Annotated in this window: 15 protein-coding genes and 4 tRNA genes; 15 read left to right on the top strand and 4 right to left on the bottom strand. The window is 69.6% G+C overall.

Features of this window, described 5'->3' with window-relative positions; all coding sequences use genetic code 11:
- The first annotated feature begins 5 nt into the window (after positions 1–5).
- The 7 genes from U8331_RS08465 to U8331_RS08435 are packed head-to-tail and all read left to right on the top strand — an operon-like array spanning position 6 to position 7,595.
- Positions 6–2,456, top strand: a complete 2,451-nt coding sequence (locus U8331_RS08465; RefSeq protein ID WP_481130608.1) for a DNA internalization-related competence protein ComEC/Rec2 — start codon at positions 6–8, stop codon at positions 2,454–2,456.
- Between the two features lie 25 nt (positions 2,457–2,481).
- Positions 2,482–3,144 (top strand): MotA/TolQ/ExbB proton channel family protein, encoded by a 663-nt coding sequence (locus U8331_RS08460; RefSeq protein WP_481130607.1) that lies wholly within the window; start codon positions 2,482–2,484, stop codon positions 3,142–3,144.
- A gap of 1 nt (position 3,145) precedes the next feature.
- Positions 3,146–3,586 carry an ExbD/TolR family protein gene (locus U8331_RS08455; RefSeq protein WP_481130606.1) on the top strand — a complete coding sequence of 147 codons (441 nt, stop codon included), beginning with the start codon at positions 3,146–3,148 and terminating at the stop codon, positions 3,584–3,586.
- On the top strand, positions 3,583–5,331 hold the full coding sequence (msbA, locus tag U8331_RS08450) for a lipid A export permease/ATP-binding protein MsbA (RefSeq protein ID WP_481130605.1): 1,749 nt from the start codon (positions 3,583–3,585) through the stop codon (positions 5,329–5,331). Before U8331_RS08455 ends, msbA begins: the two co-directional genes overlap by 4 nt.
- Positions 5,328–6,353, top strand: a complete 1,026-nt coding sequence (lpxK, locus tag U8331_RS08445; protein ID WP_481130604.1) for a tetraacyldisaccharide 4'-kinase — start codon at positions 5,328–5,330, stop codon at positions 6,351–6,353. Before msbA ends, lpxK begins: the two co-directional genes overlap by 4 nt.
- Positions 6,350–7,123, top strand: coding sequence for a 3-deoxy-manno-octulosonate cytidylyltransferase (gene kdsB / locus U8331_RS08440; protein WP_481130603.1), 774 nt, complete (start codon positions 6,350–6,352; stop codon positions 7,121–7,123). Before lpxK ends, kdsB begins: the two co-directional genes overlap by 4 nt.
- Positions 7,124–7,127: 4 nt before the next feature.
- Positions 7,128–7,595, top strand: a complete 468-nt coding sequence (locus tag U8331_RS08435; protein ID WP_481132933.1) for a low molecular weight protein-tyrosine-phosphatase — start codon at positions 7,128–7,130, stop codon at positions 7,593–7,595.
- Here the strand turns inward: U8331_RS08435 and U8331_RS08430 are convergent.
- Positions 7,581–8,885, bottom strand: a complete 1,305-nt coding sequence (locus U8331_RS08430; protein WP_481130602.1) for a DUF445 domain-containing protein — start codon at positions 8,883–8,885, stop codon at positions 7,581–7,583. The two genes, U8331_RS08435 and U8331_RS08430, sit on opposite strands and share 15 nt — an antisense overlap.
- A gap of 226 nt (positions 8,886–9,111) precedes the next feature.
- Here U8331_RS08430 and uvrC point away from each other — a divergent pair, with 226 nt between their 5' ends.
- From uvrC to U8331_RS08405, 5 genes are all read left to right on the top strand, one after another.
- Positions 9,112–11,034, top strand: coding sequence for an excinuclease ABC subunit UvrC (gene uvrC, locus U8331_RS08425; protein ID WP_481130601.1), 1,923 nt, complete (start codon positions 9,112–9,114; stop codon positions 11,032–11,034).
- The gene (gene pgsA, locus U8331_RS08420; protein WP_481130600.1) at positions 11,031–11,624 is read left to right on the top strand and encodes a CDP-diacylglycerol--glycerol-3-phosphate 3-phosphatidyltransferase; all 594 of its coding nucleotides are present in this window, start codon (positions 11,031–11,033) and stop codon (positions 11,622–11,624) included. The genes uvrC and pgsA overlap by 4 nt, the downstream gene beginning before the upstream one ends.
- 40 nt (positions 11,625–11,664) lie before the next feature.
- Positions 11,665–11,740, top strand: a tRNA-Gly gene (locus U8331_RS08415).
- Between the two features lie 125 nt (positions 11,741–11,865).
- Positions 11,866–11,939: transfer RNA gene (locus U8331_RS08410), tRNA-Cys, on the top strand.
- Positions 11,940–11,987: 48 nt separating this feature from the next.
- A tRNA-Leu gene (locus tag U8331_RS08405) sits at positions 11,988–12,074 on the top strand.
- Between the two features lie 7 nt (positions 12,075–12,081).
- Here U8331_RS08405 and U8331_RS08400 read toward each other — a convergent pair.
- Complete coding sequence (locus tag U8331_RS08400; RefSeq protein ID WP_481130599.1) at positions 12,082–12,966, bottom strand: LysR substrate-binding domain-containing protein; 885 nt, start codon at positions 12,964–12,966, stop codon at positions 12,082–12,084.
- A gap of 91 nt (positions 12,967–13,057) precedes the next feature.
- Between U8331_RS08400 and U8331_RS08395 the strand changes: the two genes are divergently transcribed.
- The 3 genes from U8331_RS08395 to U8331_RS08385 all read left to right on the top strand — a co-directional run bounded on the left by U8331_RS08395 (position 13,058) and on the right by U8331_RS08385 (position 17,126).
- Positions 13,058–14,086: a YeiH family protein gene (locus U8331_RS08395; protein WP_481130598.1), complete on the top strand. Its 1,029-nt coding sequence runs from the start codon at positions 13,058–13,060 to the stop codon at positions 14,084–14,086.
- A gap of 122 nt (positions 14,087–14,208) precedes the next feature.
- Positions 14,209–15,429: a lytic murein transglycosylase gene (locus U8331_RS08390; RefSeq protein WP_481130597.1), complete on the top strand. Its 1,221-nt coding sequence runs from the start codon at positions 14,209–14,211 to the stop codon at positions 15,427–15,429.
- Positions 15,430–15,500: 71 nt separating this feature from the next.
- Positions 15,501–17,126 carry an FMN-binding glutamate synthase family protein gene (locus U8331_RS08385; protein WP_481130596.1) on the top strand — a complete coding sequence of 542 codons (1,626 nt, stop codon included), beginning with the start codon at positions 15,501–15,503 and terminating at the stop codon, positions 17,124–17,126.
- Between the two features lie 9 nt (positions 17,127–17,135).
- Here U8331_RS08385 and arsC read toward each other — a convergent pair whose 3' ends face one another.
- The gene (gene arsC, locus U8331_RS08380) at positions 17,136–17,489 is read right to left on the bottom strand and encodes an arsenate reductase (glutaredoxin) (RefSeq protein WP_481130595.1); all 354 of its coding nucleotides are present in this window, start codon (positions 17,487–17,489) and stop codon (positions 17,136–17,138) included.
- A 77-nt stretch (positions 17,490–17,566) separates the two neighbouring features.
- A tRNA-Val gene (locus U8331_RS08375) sits at positions 17,567–17,641 on the bottom strand.
- Between the last annotated feature and the right edge of the window lie 31 nt (positions 17,642–17,672).

Below are 17,672 nucleotides of genomic sequence, written 5' to 3'. Positions count from 1 at the left end.
ACGCCATGAGCGAAGCGGCAGGGACGCCGCCCGATATGGACATTCCGGCCATCCCGCGACGCGCGGACAACCGGGGTCGTGTGCCCGGGGTTGCGCCGTTCGGCGTGGTGGTCGCACTCGGGCTTCTGGCCGGGATCTGTGGCGGCCTCTCGCTGCCTTCACCGCTGCCTTACTGGGCACTGGCGATCGCCGCCCTTACCGGCATTGCACTGTGGTGGCGGGTGGCGACATGGCGGTGGTTCGGGGCGCTCGCGCTCGGGTTCGCGCTGGCCGGGCTGCACGCGGTCCACGCACTGTCGCTGCAACTGCCGGCGGAATGGGAGAAGCGCGAGGTCACCGTGCAGGGGCGGGTGGTCGAACTCCCGGAGCACCTGTCACGGCGCACGGCGTTCGCCTTCCGCGTGGACGACCTGGACGAACAACCCGAGCCGCTGCGTGGGCGTTTGTTGCAGCTGTCCTGGTACGACGGCTTCGATGGTGAACCCACGGGGCGGGATCGCCTGTTGGCCGGGCAACGATGGGAACTCACCGTACGGGTGCGGGCGCCCCGGGGGCTACGCAATCCGGGAGGGTTCGACAGCGAGAAGCACGCACTCGCGCGCCGGCTTGCCGCACGCGGCCACGTCCGTGCGCCGGAGGTGGCCCGGCTGCTGGCACCCGCTGACGGGCTGGATGCGTGGCGGGAGGGGACGTCGGGACGGATCGCGGTGGCGGTGCCCGATGGCGGCGCGCGCTTTGTCCGCGCACTCGCCCTGGGTGATACCCGGGGCCTCGAGGACGCGGACTGGCAGGTACTCCGTGCGAACGGCCTCACCCACCTGATCGCGATTTCGGGCTTTCACGTCGGTCTGGTCGCGGGGTTCTTCGCACTGCTCGCGGCGGGCGTCTGGTGGAGTTGGCCGGCGCTCGGACGGCGTTGCCCCCGGCCGGTGGCCGCGGCCATTGCCGGACTCGCGGGCGCGCTGCTCTACGCCGCCGTCGCCGGGTTCGCGCTGCCGACGGTACGTACCGTGTTGATGATCGCCGTGGTGGTGGCGCTGCGGGTGTTCCGCCGGTCCTCGTCGACGTTCGACACGCTGGCGATGGCGGCGATAGTGATGTTGCTGGCCGATCCGCTGGCGGTGCTCGGGGCCGGGTTCTGGCTGAGTTTCCTCGGCGTGCTGTGGTTGCTCTGGTGCCTGCCGGATGCGGGCAGGCGACCGGTCCGCGACCTGCTATCGGCGCAGGGGGTCGCCACCGTCGGCCTGTTGCCGGTCGGCGTGGTGCTGTTCGGCCAGGCTTCGCTGGTCGGGCCGTTGGCCAACCTGGTCGCGGTGCCGTGGTGGAGCCTGGTGGTCGTGCCGCTCTCGTTGCTGGGCACTGCGCTCGAGCTGGTCCGGTCCGGCTGGGGCGCGTGGGCATGGCTGGCGGCGTCGTGGTGTTTCGACCTGAGCTGGCCCCTGTTCGACGGACTGTCCCGCAGCGGCATCGCCTTGTGGTGGTTGCCGGAACCGCGCTGGTTCGCCTTGCCGCTGGCCATGGCGGGCGCGTTCTGGCTGCTGCTTCCGCGCGGACTGCCGGGCCGGTCGCTTGCGTTGCTGCTATGGCTGCCGCTGCTGTGGCCGGCGCGACAGCTTCCCGCACCGGGCGAGGTGGAGCTGCAGGTGCTCGACGTGGGGCAGGGGCTGTCGGTGCTGGTCCGTACGGCACGGCACAGCCTGCTGTACGACATGGGGCCGGCCACACCCGGTGGCTGGGACAGTGGCGAGCGCGTCGTCGTTCCCGCGCTGCGTGCGCTCGGCGTACGCCGGCTGGATGTGGCAGTGGTCAGCCATGGAGATGGCGATCATGCCGGCGGTTTCGAAGCGGTGCGGCGCGAGATGCCCGTCGTGCGGGCGGTCGCACCCGACGGGGCGCCGGTCGTCGGCACATCGCCTTGCCTGGCGGGTGATCACTGGCAATGGGACAGCGTGTCGTTCCGGTTCCTCCATCCCGGTCTGCACTTTCCCTATCTCGGTAACGAAGCCAGTTGCGTGCTGCGCATCGACACCGCTCACGGCTCGGCGCTGCTGACGGGCGATATCGGCGAGGTGATCGAGCGCGAACTGGTTCGGCGGGGGATAGAGACGGAGCGGAGCTCCATCCGGGCAGACGTGGTGCTGGTGGCCCATCACGGCAGTGCCAGTGCGTCGGATCCGGGCTTCGTCGCCGCGACGGGCGCCCGCCACGCGCTGGTGTCCAGTGGCCACGGCAATCGATTTGGGCACCCGAAGCCTGAAATCATGCAGCGCTGGCGCGATGCCGGGGCGGCGACCTGGGACACCGGCGATCACGGTGCGCTGACCGTGCGGCTGGCACCCGGCGGGGTGCAACCGGAAACGCGACGGGCCGCACACCCCCGCCTGTGGGACGCCGCACGGCGCGCGGAGGCGGCGACGGCGGTGATGCCGGCTGGGCTATTCTATCGGCCGGACTAGATCGGCCCCTGGCCGGAGGTTGTACGTGCTGGAACTGGTCAAGGCCGGCGGTTGGCCGATGATCCCGCTGTTGGTGCTCACGGTACTGGCGCTGGCCATCATCCTGGAGCGGGCGTGGACCCTGCGTCGCACGGCGGTCGTGCCCCCCAGCCTCGGCAAGGAAGTCCGCACGTGGGCCGCCGGTGGCAAGCTGGACCCCGCGCACATCGAATCACTGCGAAGCACGTCGCCGCTGGGTGCATTGCTGGCCGCCGCGCTGGATGTGCGGCATCGGCCGCGCGACCAGGTCCGCGAGCGGATCGAGGATGTCGGCCGGCACCTGGTGCACCGGATGGAGCGCTACCTCAACACGTTGGGGACGATCTCCGCCGCGGGTCCGCTGCTGGGCCTGTTCGGCACCGTCGTGGGCATGATCCAGATGTTCCTGGTGATCGGCGACAGCGGCATCGGCGACGTCAACGAACTTGCCGGCGGCATCGGCAAGGCGCTGGTGTGCACCGCCACCGGCATGATCGTCGCGATCCCGGCGCTGATGGCCCACCGCTGGTTCCGCGGCCGCATTGCCGAGTACATCGTCGACATGGAGCACGAGGCGATGCAGCTGCTCGATACCCTCCAGCCTGCCGCGGCGCCGGCGGCGTCCGCACCGGGCGGGCACGGCATCAACCCGCCGGTGAGCGCGAGCTGAAATGCGGATCCGCGACCATCGCGCCGACGACGAGCCGGAGATCAACCTGGTTCCGCTGATCGACGTCATCCTGGTGTTGATCATCTTCTTCGTGGTCACCGCGACCTTCGACGCGCGCTCGGTGATCCAGCTGGAGCTGCCGCGCGCCACCGGCGAGCAAAGCGATGCCCAGCAGCCGCTGATCGTGCTGGTCAACGCCGAAGGCCGCTATTTCGTGGAAGACCGCGAGGTGCTGCGTACCGACATCGGCGCGCTGAAGGCGACCATTGCCGAAGTGGCCGGCGCCGACCGCGACCGCCCGGTGCTGCTGCGAGCCGATGCCCGTACCCAGTACCAGGCCGTGGTCACGGTGCAGGACGCGCTGGGGCAGCTGGGTTTCCAGCGGATCCTCGTGGCGACCGCGCCGGCGCCCGGTGGCGGTGGTGCCGGGGGCACGCGGTGAGCCCGGCGGCGTCGCCGTGGCAGGTCTACCGGCGGCTGCTCCGTTTCGCGCGTCCTTACCGCAGCCTGCTGGTGATCGCGGGCGTGGGCATGCTGTTCGAAGCGGCGAGCGCCGCCGCGTTCACCAAGCTGATGGAGCCGGTGGTCGACGAGACGTTCATCGACCGCGACAGCGAATTCAGCCTGCTGTTGCCGCTGGCGATCGTGGCGTTGTTCCTGTTGCGTGGCGTGGCCGGTTACATCACCGACATCCACATGGCCAAGTCCGGCCGCGGCATCGCCCGCGACCTGCGGGTGCGTGTGCTGGGCAAGTACCTGCGGCTGCCAGGCCTGCGCTTCGACGCCGAGCCGGTGCCCTCCATGCTGGTGCGACTCGGCTCCGACAGCGACCAGGTCGCACAGGCGGCGATCGACGCGATGAAGGTCATGCTGCAGCAGTCGCTGCAGGTCATCGCGATGCTTGGCGTGATGCTGTGGACCAGCTGGCAGGTCACCATCGCGATCCTGATCATGGCGCCGCCGCTGGCCTGGATCATGGACAAGGTCGGCAAGCGTTACCGCCGCATCAGCCACAAGATCCAGGAGAGCGGGGCGGCACTGATGCAGTCCGCCGACCAGGCGCTGGGCAACCAGCAGGAAGTCAAGGTGTACGGCGCCCAAGGCGTTGAACTGCAGCGCTATGCCGCGCAGGCCGACCACCATCTGAAGCTCAGCCTGAAGGTCGAATCGACCCGCAGCATCTCTTCGGCCATGGTGCAGCTGATGGGTTCGATGGGGCTCGCTCTGTTGCTGTTCTTCGCCGGACGCGAAGCGATGGCCGGGCGCCTCAGCGCAGGTGGATTCGTCACCCTGATGATCTCCATGATGGCCATCATCCCTTCGCTGAAGCAGCTGACCAACGTGCAGGGCATGCTGCAGCGGGGCGTGGCCTCGGCCGATCGCCTGTTCGACGTCATGGATGCCGAGGACGAAGCGGACGAAGGCAACCGGCCGCTGGAGCGCGCCCGTGGCCACATCGAGTTCCGCGACGTCAGCGCCCGCTACGCCGGGCAGCCCCGGCAGGCACTGTCCGATATCAGCTTCACCGCCAGCCCGGGCACGGTGACCGCGATCGTCGGCCGTTCCGGCAGCGGCAAATCCACGCTGATCAAGCTGATCCCGCGCTTCTACGAGATCGAGTCGGGCGAGATCCTGCTCGACGGCCATCCGCTGCGGGAGTACCGCCTGCCGGACCTGCGGCGGCAGATCGCCCTGGTCGGGCAGCAGGTCATGCTGTTCGACGGCACCGTGGCGGCCAACGTCGCCTATGGCGAGCTCGAGCAGGCGCCACCGACGGGGCTGGACCGCGCGATTCGCGGCGCCAACGCGATGGAGTTCGTGGAGCGGCTGCCCGAGGGCGTGGCAACCCACATCGGCAGCAAGGGCGGGCGCTTGTCCGGCGGCCAGCGCCAGCGCCTCGCCATCGCCCGCGCGATGCTCAAGGACGCGCCGATCCTGATCCTCGACGAGGCCACTGCCGCCCTCGACACCGAGTCCGAGCGGCTGGTGCAGGACGCGCTCGAACGCCTGATGCCGGACCGCACCACGCTGGTGATCGCCCACCGGTTGTCGACCATCGAACACGCCGACCAGGTGCTGGTGCTCGACGAGGGGCGCATCGTCGAGCGCGGCACCCATTCCGAACTGCTGGCGCGCGGCGGGCTGTACGCCCACCTGCACCGCATGCAGTTCCGCGAGGCGCAATGAACGCCGGTCCGACGGTTCCCGGCCCGCGACGCGAACACCAGCCCGCGTACTGGTACGGCGACGCGCCGATACCGCTCGCCGCCCGGCTGCTGGCGTCCGTGTATGCGCTCGTCACGGGTATGCGTCGCTGGCTGTACCGCAAGGGCTGGCTGCGGCGCAGCCATCCCGGCGTGCCGGTGATCGTGGTGGGCAACATCACCGCCGGTGGCGCGGGCAAGACGCCGTTGACGATCGCGCTGGTCGAGCGCCTGCGCAGCGAAGGATGGAATCCGGGCGTCGCCAGCCGCGGCTACGGCCGCACCGACGTCTCCAGCGCGGTCTGGGTGGAGGCGGGAACCCCTCCGACCGTCGGTGGCGACGAGCCGGTGCTGATCGCCCGTCGCACCGCGGCACGCCTGCGGGCGGACCGCGACCGCGCCGCCGCCGCCAGCGCCTTGGCCGAGGCGGGTTGCGACGTGGTCATCTGTGACGACGGCCTGCAGCACTACCGGCTGCAGCGCGATATCGAGATCGAGGTGGTCGACGGCAGGCGACGCTACGGCAACGGCCAGTTGCTGCCGGCCGGCCCCCTGCGCGAGTTGCCCGACCGCGGCGCCGCCTGCGATTTCCGCGTGATCAACGGCGGAGAAGCCGGGTTTGGCGAATGGCCGATGCGCCTGCTGGCCGACCGCGTGATGCCGGTGCGTGGCGGCCGTCCGCGAGCCCTGGAGAGCTTCGTGGGACACCGTGTCCATGCGGTCGCCGGCATCGGCAATCCGGACCGGTTCTTCTCGATGCTGCGCGGGCTCGGCATCGCGGTGGTGCCGCATGCCTTCGCCGATCACCACCGCTACCGCGCGGCCGATTTCGAATTCGGCAGCCCGTTGCCGGTGTTGATGACCGAGAAGGACGCGGTCAAGTGCGCGGACTTCGCGACGGACGCGTTCTACAGCGTGCCGGTGCGTGCGGAATTGCCGGAGGGCTTCTGGATCTCGTTGCTGGATCGCCTGCAATCGCTCGATCCGCCACAATCGCGGACATGACTGCATCGAACGATTTCGTGGTGGCGATCCCGGCCCGGCACGACGCCAGCCGGTTGCCCGGCAAGCCCCTGCGCCCGCTGGCCGGCGAGCCGCTGGTCCTCCATGTCGCACGCCGGGCGCTCGCGGCCGGCGCCCGCGAGGTCTGGGTCGCGGCGGACGATCCGCGCATCGCCGAAGCCCTGCAGGGCAGCGGGGTGAAGGTGGCGATGACCTCGACCGCGCACGCGTCGGGCACCGACCGGCTGGCCGAATGCGCACGCATCGCGGGTTGGGGCGAGGACACCGCGGTGGTGAACCTCCAGGGCGACGAGCCGTTTGCGCCGGCCGAGGGGATCCGGGCCGTCGCGGCGTTGCTGCGTGACAGTGGCGCAGAGATGGCGACGCTGGCGGCTCCGGTGGAAGACGTCGAGACCCTGCTCGATCCCAATGCGGTCAAGCTGGTGCGGGCCGAGAATGGCGATGCGCTGTATTTCAGCCGCGCACCGGTTCCGTGGCCGCGCGATGCGTTCGCGAAAGACCGCAGCCGCCTGCCGGAAAGCCACACCTGGCTCCGCCACATCGGCATCTACGGCTACCGCGCCGGGTTTCTGCAGCGGTTCGCCGCGATGCCCCCGGGGCGGCTGGAGCAGGTCGAATCGCTGGAACAGTTGCGAGTCCTCGAAGCCGGATGCCGGATCGCGGTGGCGCTGACGCCCGCGCCGTTCCCCCCTGGCGTCGACACGCCCGAGGATCTCGCCCGTGCCGAGGCGAGGCTCGCCGCGCGTGACTGAGCCGGTGCGCCTGTTGCTGGTGTGCCTGGGCAACATCTGCCGCTCGCCGATGGCCGAGGGCGTGCTGCGGGACCGGCTGGCGCGTGCCGGCTTCGAGGGGCAGGTGGAGCTGGACTCCGCCGGCACTGGCGACTGGCACGTGGGCAGTTGCCCGGACCCGCGAGCGGTGGCGTCCGCGGCCGGGCATGGCGTCGACATTTCCGGATTGCGCGGCCGGCAGCTGTCGCGCGCCGATTTCGACCGGTTCGACTGGCTGCTCGTCGCCGACCGCGCAAACCTCCGCGACGCCCGTGCGCTGGCGCCGGATGCGGCCGGCCGGACCAAGGTCGCACTGCTGCTGGATTGGGCCGGGGTGGAGCCGAACGGCGAAATCCCCGATCCGTACACCGGCGACGCCGGTCATTTCGAGCATGTCTGGTCGCTGCTCGAGCAGGCGGCGGAAGGGGCGGTCCAGCGGCTACGGCAGGGCTGATCCGCCGCCGATCCGCTCTATCAGCTGCACGATCCCGAACAGCAGTCCACCGATCAACGCGCCGATCGCGGTGCCGTTGTAGCGGATGTACTGCAGGTCGGCGCCGACGCTCAGTTCCAGTTCGTCGACCAGCTCGTGCGTGTCCCAGCGGCCGATCCGCTCGACGATGAAGTCGCGGATGTTGCCGCGGTACTTGTCCACCATCGGTTCCACCGTGGCGCGCAGCCACCGGTTGATCCAGTCGCGCATCTGCCCGTCGGCCGACAGCCGCTCGCCCAGCAGCAGGGCCATGCCGGCAGCGCGTGCGGCCACCGCGGAGTCCTCGCGGCGGAGGTCCTGCTGCAGCCACTCCAGCACGTCGTCCCAGAGGCCGCGAACGTAGCGGGGCAGGGCGGGGTCGTCCAGCAGGCGGTCGCGGAACATGGCCACCTTGTGTTGCAGGGCGGGGTCGCTGCGCAGCCGCTCCACGAAATCGGCGGCGTAATCGTCGAAGCGCAGGCGCAATTCGTGCCCGGGCTCGGTGGCCATTTCGCCGATGAGGTCGCTCACTCCCGCCACGACCCGCGCCGCCAGTCGCCGGGCGACCGGCTCGTCGAGCCCGGTGAGGCGCAGCACCGACCACAACTGGGGCGCGATGCGCGCGGCGATCGTTTCCTGCGTCGCGGGGTCGGCCAGCACCGTCCCGACGTCGCGCAGGACGCTGTCGAGCAGGGCCTGGTGGCGACGCTGGTGGGTCATCACTTCCAGCACCTGACCGGCCAGCGCGGCAATGTCCATCCGGCGCAGCTGTTCGCGGGTCAGCCGTTCCAGGAACCGGTGCAGCCGTTCGCTGTCCAGCAGCGCCAGCAGATGCGGCGACAGGTCGACCACGAGCGCGCCGACGCGCGCCGCGTGCTCGGGGCGTGACAGCGCGGAGGCCAGCCGCCGCGCCGGATCGAACTCGTCGAGCTTGCGCAGCACCTCGCGCGAATGGAGGAAGTGCTCGCAGATGAAGTCGGCCAGTGCGCGCCCGAGCGCTTCCTTCTTGCCCGGGATGATCGCCGTGTGCGGGATCCAGCGCTGGCCGAGGGGATGGCGGAACAGCGCGACCACCGCGAACCAGTCGGCCAGCCCGCCGATCAGCGCCGCTTCCGCCATGGCGACCAGCAGCGCGAAGGCCCAGTGGGAATGGCGCAGCTCCAGCCAACTGCCCGCGATGAACAGGAACATCGCCAGCACCAGCATGGCGGCGGCAATGCGCTTGCGGCGGGCGAGGGCAAGCGCCCGCGGTGGAAGAGGAGCCGGCGACATGCCTCGATGATTGCAGCCGCTGCCCGGCCGCGCCAGCCGGCGGTGGCGGGTTCACATGAACGGCGCGGTGCCGGCGCCGCCGCCGATGTGCGCGCGTGTTGCACGGGCGATAATCGCCCCCATCCATGGAGCCGATGTCACCCACGTATTCCGCCACCGCCGGCACCACGCGACCGGCGCGTCGCCGTGTCTGCCTTGCCCGTGTTGCCTGCGCCGGGAGGCGGCCGTGAGCACGCGGCCGGCGTTCGACGGCAAGGCCTTCGCGAAGGGGCTCAGCACCGCGCCGGGGGTCTACCGGATGATCGGCGCCGACGACAACGTGCTGTACGTCGGCAAGGCGAGCGCGCTGCGCAACCGCGTGTCGAGCTATTTCAACGCCACCCCGAAGTCGGCGCGGATCATGGCGATGCTGGCGCAGACGGTGCGGATGGAGGTCACGGTCACCCGTACCGAGGCCGAGGCGCTGATCCTCGAGAACCAGCTGATCAAGTCGCTCAAGCCGCGTTACAACGTGTTGCTGCGCGACGACAAGAGTTACCCGTACGTGCTGCTGACCAACGAGGAGTGGCCGCGGATCGCCGTGCACCGCGGTCCGCGCGCGGTGCCGGGACGCTATTTCGGGCCGTACGCGAGCGTCGGCGCGGTGCGCGACACGCTCAACCTGATGCACAAGCTCTTCAAGCTGCGCAGCTGCGAGGACAGCGTGTTCCGCAACCGGTCGCGGCCGTGCCTGCAGCATCAGATCGGCCGGTGCAGCGCGCCCTGCGTCGGGCTGGTGCCCGGCCCGGAATATGCCGAAAGCGTGCGCCGGGCCTCGCTGCTGCTCGACGGCCGCAGCGACGAGCTGACCGGCGAGCTCGGCCGGGCGATGGAGGCCGCGAGCGAACGGCTCGACTTCGAGGAAGCCGCGCGCCTGCGCGACCTGGTGACATCGATCCGCACCCTGCAGGCGCGCCAGTACGTGGATGGCCGTGCCGCCGACCTGGACGTACTGGCGGTGTCGATGCAGGGCGCCGCCGCCTGCGTGGTGATGCTGGCGTTCCGCGACGGCCGCAACCTGGGTACGCGCGCGTTCTTCCCGCGCACCAACGGCAGCGAAAATCCCGAAGAAGTGCTCGCCGCGTTCGTCTCGCAGTACTACGGCGAGCAGGTGCCGCCCGGCGAGATCGTGATCGACCGCGACATCCCGGATCGCGAGCTGATCCAGCAGGCGTTGTCGGTCGCCGGCGAACGCAAGGTCGAGGTCCGCCACCGGGTGCGCGGCGACCGCGCCGGCTATCTCGACATGGCCCGTCGCAACGCCCAGATCACGCTGGCCAGCGAACGCACCAGCCACGCCGCCCAGCTCGCCCGTGCCGAGGGCCTGCGGGAACTGCTCGGCCTGGCGGCGCTGGCGCAGCGGGTCGAGTGTTTCGACATCAGCCACACCATGGGCGAGGCGACGGTGGCATCGTGCGTGGTCTTCGACGCCGAAGGTCCGGTGCGCGGCCAGTACCGGCGCTACAACATCGCCGGCATCGAGCCGGGTGACGACTACGCGGCCATGCACCAGGCCATCAGCCGGCGCTTCCGCCGCGCGGTGGCGAGCGAGGCGACGGACCCCGGTGATCCGGCCGGGGCGACCCGTCGCAAGCGTACCGACAAGGCCGCCGCCGTCCTACCCGACGTGCTGTTGATCGACGGCGGCGCCGGGCAGGTCGCGCAGGCGAGGGCGGTGCTGGACGAACTGGGCATCGAAGGCGTCGTGCTGGTCGGCGTCGCCAAGGGGCCGGCGCGTCGACCCGGCGACGAGGAACTGCTGTTGCCCGACGGGCGTTGCGTGCGTCCGGGTGCGGAGTCGCCGGCGCTGCAGTTCATCCAGCAGGTCCGCGACGAGGCCCACCGGTTCGCCATCACCGGCCACCGCGGCCGCCGCCAGAAGGCGCGCAGCACCAGCCGGCTCGAGGACATCCCCGGCATCGGCCCGCGCCGACGCGCCAACCTGCTGCGGCACTTCGGGGGACTGGGCGGATTGAAGGCTGCGGGCGTCGAGGAAATCTCCCGGGTGGAGGGGGTCAATGCCGCCCTAGCCGAACGCATCTATGCGACCCTGCATGGGCTGGAAAGCGCCAACGGTGGCGTGGCCCAGGCGACACGGAGCGACGAATGAAGTTGACGGTGCCGACCATGCTCACCCTGCTGCGGATCGTGCTGATCCCGGTACTGGTGCTGGTGTTCTATCTCCCGTTCCGCTGGACCAATTTCCTTGCCGCGGCGATCTTCGCCTTCGCCGCGGTGACCGATTGGCTGGATGGATGGATCGCGCGGCGCTACGACCTGTCCTCGCCGTTTGGCGCCTTCCTCGATCCGGTGGCCGACAAGTTGATGGTTGCGACCGCGCTGTTCCTGATCGTCCAGGCGCACCCGACGCCCTGGATGGCGTTGTGGGCAGCGGTGATCGTCGGTCGCGAGATAGCGGTATCGGCGCTGCGGGAATGGATGGCCGAGCTGGGCCAGCGGGCCAAGGTGTCGGTGGCCGCCGTCGGCAAGGTGAAGACGGTGGTGCAGATGGTTGCGCTGGTCTGCCTGCTGTATGCGTTGCGGCCGGACCGTCCGGTGTACGTCGATCCCTGGATGGGACGGGCGGTGTTCGTGATCGGCGACTGGTTGCTGGCGGCTGCGGCGCTGCTCACGTTGTGGTCGGGTTTCGCCTATCTGCATGCGGCGTGGCCGTCGCTGAAAGAAGATGCAAAAAACTAGTTGACACTTCTGCGTCCATGCCTAAAATGGCGGCTCCTCAGCGGGAATAGCTCAGTTGGTAGAGCACGACCTTGCCAAGGTCGGGGTCGCGAGTTCGAGTCTCGTTTCCCGCTCCAGATTTCGCCCTCCGGTTCGCCGGAGGGGCTTTCGAAACAAACCCCGTTCGCGGGGTTTTGTTTTTTCCAGAGGCTGCCTCGTGCAGCCGGCATCACAAGCGGTATGCTTGCGGTGCGCGTCATCCGGCCGGGTGGCAGAGTGGTTATGCAGCGGACTGCAAATCCGCGTACGCCGGTTCAATTCCGACCTCGGCCTCCAACTTCGAAACCGCGCTCCGGCGCGGTTTTTCTTTGTCGCGCCCCATCGGCCCGGATGGCGAAACTGGTAGACGCAAGGGACTTAAAATCCCTCGGCCTCGCGGCCGTGTCGGTTCGATCCCGACTCCGGGCACCACCCGCTTTCACGTGCGTTCGCGCCGCACGCTTCGCAGGAACGCCTGCAGCAGCTGGCCGCGGTGGCGACGCCGATGCAGCACCAGGCTCAACTCGCGCTGCAGCGACAGGAAAGGCGTGTGCAGCACCGCGATCCGTCCCGAAGCGCGCGCCTGCTCCACCGCGACCTGCGGCAGCAATGCCAGTCCCAGGCCGGCGATGACCGCCTGCTTGATTGCTTCGCTCTGGTCAAGTTCCAGCACCGTCTCGCCTGCGGGAAGCGAAGCCAACGCGCGTTCGGCCTGTCCACGTGTGGCCGAACCGGTTTCGCGCAGGATCCAGCGCGCACCGGCGAAATCTTCCGGGCGCAGGCGCTTGCGCGCGGCGAGTCGATGGCCGGTCGGAGCGCAGACGCGGAGCGCGTCCTTGCGCCACGGCAGCAGCTCGAGCTCCGGATGCGCGGCCGGCCCTTCGATGCAGCCCAGGTCCAGGCTGTAGTCCAGCATGCCGGCGAGGATCGCCGCGCTGTTGTCGACGTGCAGCCGCACAGACATGCGTGGATGCGCGGCGACGAAGTCGCCCAGCAGGTCGCCAACCAGGTAGTTGCCGATCGTGTTGCTCGCGCCGAGCCGGAGGTCACCGGAGAGCTGCCCGGGCGACTCGGCCGTGCCGAACTCGCGCAGGCGTTCGAGGATCTCCTGCGCCTGCGGCAACAGCCGCTTGCCGTGGGCATTGAGGTGCAGCCGGCGCTGCACACGGTCGAATACCCGGTGGCCCAGCAGGCGCTCCATTTCCGACAGGCCCATGCTCGCGGCCGGCTGGCTCAGGTGGAGCTGGTCGGCCGCGCCGCGCACGCTGCCGGTGACCGCGACGGCGACGAATATTTCGAGCTGGCGGGGGCTGACGCCGATCATCAGGTTATTTGATCATGCCGCTAAGTAATATCAACTGTACTGAGCAGGCTGCGGCGTGGAGCATGCACGCCAGTTGCCACCGCCGATCGCCATGCTCCAGACCGCCGCGTCCCGCCTGATCCCCGACTCCCTGCGTCCCGGCCCACGCCTGTTGCCGGGCCTCGTGCTCGCAGTGGCGTTGGGGCTCGCCGGCTCGTGGCTGGCCGGGTTGCCGTGGCTGGCGCAATGGCAACTGAGTGCCCTGACCTGCGCGATCGTGCTCGGGCTGCTCGTCGGCAACGGGCTGGGGGCACGGCTGCCGGCGCGCACCGGTCCCGGCCTCCACCTGGCGCAGCGGCAACTGCTGCGTGCGGGCGTGGTGTTGTACGGCCTGCGCCTGAGCTTCCAAGACATCGCCGCGATTGGCGTGGCGGGGCTGCTGGTGGACGTCGTAGTGGTGGTGTCGACGCTGTTGCTCGGCAGCTGGGCGGGGCGCCGCTGGTTCGGGCTGGACCGGCATACCGCGCTGCTGACCGCCGCGGGCAGCGCCATCTGCGGTGCCGCCGCGGTGCTGGCGGTGGAGCGGGTGATCCGCGCCGAACCGGGCAAGGTCGCCATCGCGGTGGCAACCGTGGTGCTGTTCGGCACCTTCAACATCTTCCTGTATCCGCAGTTGTATCCGCACCTCGGGCTCGATCCCGCGGGTTTTGGCCTCTATGCGGGCGCGACCGTGCACGAAGTCGCGCAGGTGGTGGCGGTGGGCAGCGCGGTGAGTCCGGAAACCGCCGACGCGGCCGTCATCGTCAAGCTCACCCGCGTGCTGATGCTGGTGCCGGTACTGCTGGTGCTCGGCTGGCGCGAAGCGCGGGAAGGCGGCGAGGGCGCGATGGTGGTTCCATGGTTCGCGCTGGGGTTCCTTGCGGTGGTGGCGTTGAACTCGCTGGTGCAGATTCCGCCGGCGTGGAAGTCCGTCCTTCTGACGCTGGATACGTTGCTGCTGGCCACCGCCATGGCCGCGCTGGGCGTGGAGACCCGCTTCGCCAAGTTGCGTGCGCTGGGGCCGCGACCGCTGCTGCTCGCGGCGATGCTCTTCGTCTGGTTGAGCGTGGGCGGCTACCTGCTGGTCCGCGCCGTCGTCTGAACGCCGCGGGGTAGATCACCGCCGGCGGTCGGGTCGGCGCGCCGTTTTTGTGCGATCCGGTCCATCGCCGCCGGTCCTTTCACTACGACCCCGTCACGACCGGGCCCGATAAGGTGCGGTCCATGATCTCGAACCTGCTCGCGCTTGCCGTGGCCACGGCGTCGCAGGCCGCCGCGCCCTCTTACGACCAGGCCGCCTATGACCGCTGCCTGGATCGCCTAGCTCGACACGCGAATACCGAGGGCCTCGACGAGGCGGTGTTTGACCGCCATGTCCGCGCCGTTCAACCCGACACGTCGGTGCTGCGGCTTCTCGACGCGCAACCCGAGTTCAGCACGCCCATCTGGGACTACCTCGCAGGGCTGGTCGACGCGGAGCGCGTCGCCGACGGCCGGGCGATGCTCGCGCAGCATGCCGATACGCTGTCAAGGGTGGAGATCGCGTACGGGGTCGACCCGGAGACCGTCGTCGCGGTCTGGGGCGTGGAGAGCGACTACGGCCGCACCACTGGCAAGCGTCCGCTGCTGCAGTCACTGACGACACTGTCGTGCATGGGCCGGCGCCAGGATTTCTTCCGCGGCGAGCTGATGGCGACGCTGCGCATCATCCAGGACGGCGATGTCGCCGCCGACCGGCTGCTCGGCTCGTGGGCGGGTGCGTTCGGCCACACCCAGTTCATGCCCTCGACGTACCGGCGTATCGCGGTGGACTTCGACCGTGACGGGCGGCGAGACCTGGTCGGCAGCGTGCCGGACGCGCTCGCTTCCACCGCGAACTATCTGAAGCGATCCGGCTGGCGCAGCGGCGAAGCCTGGGGCTACGAGGTGAAGTTGCCCGACGGTTTCGCCGGCAGCGGCGGACGCACCGATCGACGCCCGCTGTCGCAGTGGGTGGGGCAGGGCATCACCCGGGTCGATGGCGGCGCGATCGAACCGACCTCCACCCGCGCCGCCGTGTTGCTGCCAGCGGGCAGGAACGGCCCGGCATTCCTGGTGTTCAGGAACTTCGACGCGATCTACTCCTACAACGCCGCGGAGAGCTACGCCCTCGCCATCGCCCACCTGTCTGACCGACTACGCGGGCAGGACGGATTCGTGCAGCCCTGGCCCACCGACGATCCGGGGCTGTCGCGGCAGGAACGGCGTGAGCTGCAACGCCTGCTGCTGCAGCGCGGCCATGACATCGGCGAGGTCGACGGCATCATCGGCGGCAGTTCGAGGGCGGCGATCCGTCTCGAGCAGCAGCGGCTGGGCCGCGAGCCCGACGGCCGCGCCAGCCAGTCCGTACTACGGGCCTTGCGGAGCGACCCGGCGCCGTCTCCCGCCGCTCGACCGCCCCACTAGCAGCATCTCTTCCCGGGGTCGCATGCCGGCACGGTTATCCTCGGGCACTGACGGATCGAACGGGAGCCTGCATGTCGCGTTACGCCCTCTACATCGTGGCCATCGTACTGACGCTGCTTTCAGCGGCGATGACGGTCTGGGTCGATCGTTCCTGGGCGTGGGTGCTGGTGCTGTCCGGCGCGCTGGCGGCACTGGGCACCTGGGACCTGCTGCAGCAGCGCAGCACGCTGAGGCGCAACTACCCGTTGCTCGCCCATTTCCGCTACGGGCTGGAGTCGATCGGTCCCGAGATGCGGCAGTACTTCATCCAGGCCGACACCGCCGAAGTGCCGTTCTCCCGCTTGCAGCGTGCGCTGGTCTACCAGCGCGCCAAATCGGTGATCGATACCCGCCCGTTCGGCACCCTCAACGACGTCTACGGCGTCGACTACGAGTGGATCAACCATTCGATGGTGCCGAGCCTGCACGTCGATCCGGATTTCCGCGTGCTGGTCGGCGAGAAGAGCGCACAACCGTATTCGGCCAGCGTGTTCAACATTTCGGCGATGAGTTTCGGTTCGCTGTCGGCCAATGCCATCCGCGCGCTCAACAAGGGCGCGAAGGCGGGCGGGTTCTACCACGACACCGGTGAGGGCTCGATCTCGCCCTACCACCGCGAGCACGGCGGGGACCTGGTGTGGGAGATCGGCTCGGGATACTTCGGCTGCCGTGACGACCAGGGACGCTTCAGTCCCGAGCGCTTCGTCGCCAATGCGACCGAGCCGCAGGTCAGGATGATCGAGATCAAGCTCTCGCAGGGCGCGAAGCCCGGGCACGGCGGCGTGCTGCCGGCGCCGAAGGTGAGCGAGGAAATCGCGCTGACCCGTGGCGTGCCGGCGTGGGTGGAATGCGTGTCGCCGCCACAGCACAGTGCGTTCTCCACGCCGATCGGCCTGCTCGAGTTCGTGGCACAGCTGCGCGAACTGTCGGGCGGCAAGCCGACCGGGTTCAAGCTGGCGATCGGCCACCCGTGGGAATGGTTCGGCATCGCCAAGGCGATGAAGGAAACCGGGATCCTGCCGGACTTCATCGTGGTCGACGGCGCGGAGGGCGGTACCGGTGCCTCTCCGGCGGAATTCATCGACCACGTCGGCGTGCCGATGCACGAGGCGCTGATGCTGGTGCACAACACCCTGGTCGGGTTGGGCCTGCGCGACAACCTGCGGCTGGCGGCGGCCGGAAAGATCACCAGCGCGTTCGACATCGCCCGTACGCTCGCCATGGGCGCGGACTGGTGCAACTCGGGGCGCGGCTTCATGTTCGCGGTCGGCTGCATCCAGGCCCAGACCTGCCACACCGACCATTGCCCGACCGGCGTCGCCACCCAGGATCCCAAGCGCTGGCGCGCACTGGACGTGGCCGACAAATCGGTGCGGGTCTACAACTTCCACCACAACACGGTGCGTGCCCTGCGGGACCTGCTGTGCGCGGCGGGGCTGGAACACCCGCGCGAGATCGGGCCCGAGCACATCATGCGCCGGGTGTCGCCGACCGAGGTCCGCTCGCTGGCGGCGCTGTTCCGGTTCCTGGAGCCCGGCGAACTGCTGTCGGGTCTCCCGGAACACGCGGTGTTCAAGGCGTTCTGGGCGAGCGCGCGCAGCGACTCCTTCGGCGCACCGGAACGGGTGCGGAAGATGCGCGAGAGCAAATCCTTCTAGCGGCGCCGTTCAGTCGAGCAGGTCGAGCACCCGCCCGGGCGGACGACCGATCACCGCCCGCCCGCGATGGACGAAGACCGGTCGTTCGATCAACCGCGGGTGCGCGACCATGGCCGCGATGAGCCGATCCTCCGGCAGTGCGGGGTCGGCCAGGCCCAGCTCCGCGAATTCGGCTTCGCCGGTGCGCAGCAGCCCGCGGGCGGGCATGGACAGCATCGCCAGCAGCCCGCGCAGCTCGTCCGCATCCGGCGGTGTGTCGAGGTAGAGGACGATCACCAGCTCGACGCCGCGCTCGCGCAACAATTCCAGCGCGCCACGCGACTTCGAGCAGCGGGGATTGTGGTACAGCCGGGTATCGTCCATGTCGCAACTCCGGGTGGCGTCGCGTCCGATGGCGACGCGGACATGAAAAAGCCGGCGCGTGGCCGGCTTAGTACAACTGGTGGGCGGTGCAGGGATCGAACCTGCGACCCTTGCCGTGTGAAGGCAATGCTCTACCGCTGAGCTAACCGCCCCGGTTGGGCCGCGCAGTATACAGCAAGGCCC

The organism is Lysobacter sp. CC-YZS074 (genome assembly GCF_056739745.1).
The sequence above is the reverse complement of the archived record's forward strand: the minus strand, read 5'-3'. Positions and strand labels throughout refer to the sequence as shown.

Excerpts from the sequence above, each read along its gene's own strand:
- U8331_RS08465 (WP_481130608.1), top strand. The coding sequence starts at position 6 with ATGAGCGAAGCGGCAGGGACGCCGCCCGATATGGACATTCCGGCCATC.
- U8331_RS08455 (WP_481130606.1), top strand. The coding sequence starts at position 3,146 with ATGCGGATCCGCGACCATCGCGCCGACGACGAGCCGGAGATCAACCTG.
- lpxK (WP_481130604.1), top strand. The coding sequence starts at position 5,328 with ATGAACGCCGGTCCGACGGTTCCCGGCCCGCGACGCGAACACCAGCCC.
- kdsB (WP_481130603.1), top strand. The coding sequence starts at position 6,350 with ATGACTGCATCGAACGATTTCGTGGTGGCGATCCCGGCCCGGCACGAC.
- U8331_RS08430 (WP_481130602.1), bottom strand. The coding sequence starts at position 8,885 with ATGTCGCCGGCTCCTCTTCCACCGCGGGCGCTTGCCCTCGCCCGCCGC.
- pgsA (WP_481130600.1), top strand. The coding sequence starts at position 11,031 with ATGAAGTTGACGGTGCCGACCATGCTCACCCTGCTGCGGATCGTGCTG.
- U8331_RS08400 (WP_481130599.1), bottom strand. The coding sequence starts at position 12,966 with ATGATCGGCGTCAGCCCCCGCCAGCTCGAAATATTCGTCGCCGTCGCG.
- U8331_RS08395 (WP_481130598.1), top strand. The coding sequence starts at position 13,058 with ATGCTCCAGACCGCCGCGTCCCGCCTGATCCCCGACTCCCTGCGTCCC.
- U8331_RS08390 (WP_481130597.1), top strand. The coding sequence starts at position 14,209 with ATGATCTCGAACCTGCTCGCGCTTGCCGTGGCCACGGCGTCGCAGGCC.
- U8331_RS08385 (WP_481130596.1), top strand. The coding sequence starts at position 15,501 with ATGTCGCGTTACGCCCTCTACATCGTGGCCATCGTACTGACGCTGCTT.
- arsC (WP_481130595.1), bottom strand. The coding sequence starts at position 17,489 with ATGGACGATACCCGGCTGTACCACAATCCCCGCTGCTCGAAGTCGCGT.